The organism is Mycobacterium sp., from assembly GCF_049683935.1.
In the GTDB taxonomy this organism is placed as follows: domain Bacteria; phylum Actinomycetota; class Actinomycetes; order Mycobacteriales; family Mycobacteriaceae; genus Mycobacterium.
Genome location: NZ_JBAUJR010000394.1, coordinates 1 through 2,816, shown reverse-complemented (window position 1 = coordinate 2,816; position 2,816 = coordinate 1). Strand labels below are relative to the sequence as shown.

Below are 2,816 nucleotides of genomic sequence, written 5' to 3'. Positions count from 1 at the left end.
GCCTCGACGGCGCCGACGCCACCGGGTGTGGGCGCCGCGGCGGCGAGCGTGCCGCCCACCATCGTGACGATCGTGACGGTGACGAAGCTGACGTCGCCGCCGAATGCTTCGATGCTCGCCCACAGTGCCAGCGCAGCCCCGAGAGTGGTTGCCGCACAACCGAGTACGATCACAGCCAGCCGCTTGGGCTCGCGGGCCAGTTCGCCGAGGTCGTCGAGGACCTCCTTGAGGCGCGGTCGCACCGCGGTGGCCAGCCAGCGGCGCAGCTTCGGCACGAACAGGAACACTCCGACAGCCCCCAGCGCGGCGCCGGCGATCAGGTACAGCACGGTGGCACTCGGCACGAAGCGCGATAGGTCCGCCGACACCCCGATCGCGGCGCTGAAGAAGACCAACAGGGTCAGGTGGGTGATGACCTGCACCGACTGCTGAAGCGCCACGGCGGTGGTGGCGCGCAGCGCGCCCAGTCCGCCCTTCTGCAGGAACCGGGTGCTCAGTGCCAGACCGCCGACCCCGGCGGGTGTGGTCGTCGCGGCGAACGTGTTCGCCACCTGCATGATGGCCAGGTTGCGGAACTTCACCAATCCGTCCGCACACGCCCACAGCGCGGCGCCCGCACCGAGATACTTCAGCGCCGACACCGCCAACCCGGCCAGTGCCCACCACCAATTCGCGGAGCGCAACTCGGAGAAGAACACCGGCACCGAGGCGATGAACGGATACGCGACATACACCAACGCGACCAGCAGCACGATCTGGATCAGCTGGCCGCGGGTGAACCGGGTGATGGTCTCGGCCTTGATCTGATCGGCGCCGGTTTGCCGTTTCACCTCGTCGCGCGCGGTGGACAGTGCGGTGCCCGCATCGCGGACCGATGCCCAGACGCGGTTCGTCACAGCTGATTTGGTGAGGCGCCGCGATGCCGCCAACACCGTCTCGTTGCCGAAGACGGTGATCGCGGCGCGCACCGCCGGTTCGGCTCCGTAGAGGTCGGTCGTGGTCAGCAGCAGCTGGGCGATATCGCTGTGCAGATGGGCGTCCGACGCGCCGTACTCGGCGTAGGTGAAGCCGCCGAACATCGGGGTGCCGTCGACGACCGTGATCTCCTTGCTGCGCAGGTCGCCGTGGGAGATCTGCTGACTGTGGAGGACTCCGAGCGAGTCCCAGACCCGCGTCACCGGTGTCTCGTCCACACAATCGTCGATCGGGGTGCCCCGTGGCGGTCGATGGCCGTAGACGGTCCAGCCGCGGTCCAGCGTGGCCACCGCGATCGGCGAGGTGTTGGCCAGCCCGAGGTCCCCGACGGCGACGGCCATCAGCGCGCGGTGTTCGACGGCGCGGCGCATCGAGGTCTGCAGGGGAGCGGTCTCACTGTCGCGCAGCCGGAGCTTGCCCCAGAACTGGCGCAGCGCACCGCCGCCGCGCTGATGCGGTCCGTACAGCTCGACGAGCGCGACGCAGGCCTCGGCATCGGTGGCGGTGAGGACCAACGGGCCACGCCCGGCCGGCCGAACGACTTTCAGCTCCGACACCCGGAACCCGCGTCGCGTCATGGCCCGCACTGCGCCGTCGAGCGGTACCTCCAGCGCGGGGGTGCCGACGACGAGGACGACCAGCGCGCCGACGAACCAGCCCACGGCGAGTCCGAGCAATGACCGGGCCGGGATGACGGCGCTGACCACCAGATGGATCGGGACGAATGCCAGCAGCAACGCCCACCACCAGCGGCGCCAGCGGGCCGGCAGCCACGGGCCCGACACCGTCAACACCGCCGCGAGCATCGCGATCCACCGCGGATCGTCGAGGAACTGCGAGAGTAGGCCGTCGAGGCGGTCGGTCAGATCGAAGTGCCATTGGGGCGCGGCGATGCCGTTGCCGGTGATCGACAGCGACAGGATGGCGATGATCCCGGCGGCTGCGTAGGCGCCCAGCAGCTTCCATTGGCGCCCGACTATCAGCCCGAAGAGGATCATGAAGGGCAGCGCCAGGATCGCCACGCCGTAGACGAGGTAGACGGCGTTGGACTGGGTGGGGCTGAGCACGCCGACCAGATCGGACAGCGATTTCTCCAGCGCCTCCCATTCGTAGCGGGTGATCAGCGAGCTGGTGACCACGACGGCCAGAAAGGTCGTGGCCAGCATCAACCGGACGATGTCGTTGGTTCGCCGCGTCAACGGTTGGAGCAGGCTGCCTGAGACAGCGATGTCCCGCCCGTCAACTCGCATATGGCAACGATCTCTCGGATTGTCTGGTGAACCGTGTACGACTCACGCAACAACTTAGCGAGTGTTCGGTGCTCTCCGGTACATGCGACAGGGGCACCCCTGATGAGATGCCCCTCGCATTGCCGCGGTGGTCAGCCGATGTCGACGAAGTAGAAACGGCCGGTGTTCTCCACGACCCGGTCGGTGTTGTTGCGATTGTCTCCCTGGCGGTCCATCTTCACGACCACTTGCATCATCTGCGGGCCGGGTCGAACCGCCACGACGTCGGCTTCCTCAATTGGAACGCTGCTGACTCGGTTGACCACGACGTAGTTGCCGTCCGCCTTGAGCATCTCGATCATGTCCACGGCGTTGCCTCCCCCGGGGGCGGCTGCTGCGGGGGCAGCCAGGCCGACGATGGCGGCGGCGAGTCCGGCGAATCCGGCAGTGGTGAGAGTGGTGATGTTCATGAGTGGGCCTGCGCTTTCTGCGGTCTGAAGGGCTTCTTACTCGGGGGTGTGCGCAGAGACCCGAATGCGTTACACGGGTCGGGCGTGGACGCCAAAAAGGGGCGCCCCGTGTGGGGCGCCCCTATTGTGTGGGGGTGTTACT

Annotated in this window: 2 protein-coding genes; both read right to left on the bottom strand. The window is 67.6% G+C overall.

Translation table 11 applies throughout. The features are described from left to right. The coding region (locus WA965_RS22460) for a lysylphosphatidylglycerol synthase transmembrane domain-containing protein (protein ID WP_526448094.1) at positions 1 to 2,225 on the bottom strand (2,225 nt) is incomplete at its 3' end. A gap of 131 nt (positions 2,226 to 2,356) precedes the next feature. Further along, positions 2,357 to 2,674 (bottom strand): hypothetical protein, encoded by a 318-nt coding sequence (locus tag WA965_RS22455; protein WP_178357830.1) that lies wholly within the window; start codon positions 2,672 to 2,674, stop codon positions 2,357 to 2,359. Positions 2,675 to 2,816 lie beyond the last annotated feature (142 nt).